The sequence below is a fragment of the Alkalibacterium indicireducens genome, from assembly GCF_039522005.1.
In the GTDB taxonomy this organism is placed as follows: domain Bacteria; phylum Bacillota; class Bacilli; order Lactobacillales; family Carnobacteriaceae_A; genus Alkalibacterium; species Alkalibacterium indicireducens.
Genome location: NZ_BAAADA010000140.1, coordinates 372 through 714, shown reverse-complemented (window position 1 = coordinate 714; position 343 = coordinate 372). Strand labels below are relative to the sequence as shown.

The window sequence follows — 343 nt, the reverse complement described above, 5'->3', positions numbered from 1 at the left end:
GCTTTTATGGAGAAAAAAGAAAACTTAGTTTTCATTGGAAACCCTGGTGTAGGGAAAACACACCTTGTCATCGCATTAGGCATTGAAGCATGTCATCAAGGCTACCGTACGCTGTTTATCAGTTGTCATGAATTACTTTTACGTCTTCGTTCTGCCTTTGAAAAAGGGACCGTTGAACGTGTTCTTAAACGATATGCCAAGTATGATCTTTTGATCATTGATGAAATAGGTTATTTACCAATTCAAAAAGTTGAAGCTAACCTCTTCTTTCAACTATTAACGATGCGTTACGAAAAGAAATCAACAATGATTACGACAAATATTATCTTATCTCGATGGGGGG

Annotated in this window: 1 protein-coding gene; it reads left to right on the top strand. The window is 36.7% G+C overall.

The genetic code is table 11. From position 1 onward, the window contains the following. Positions 1-343: ATP-binding protein (locus tag ABFX15_RS08310; RefSeq protein ID WP_346024991.1), on the top strand; the 343-nt coding region annotated here is incomplete at both ends.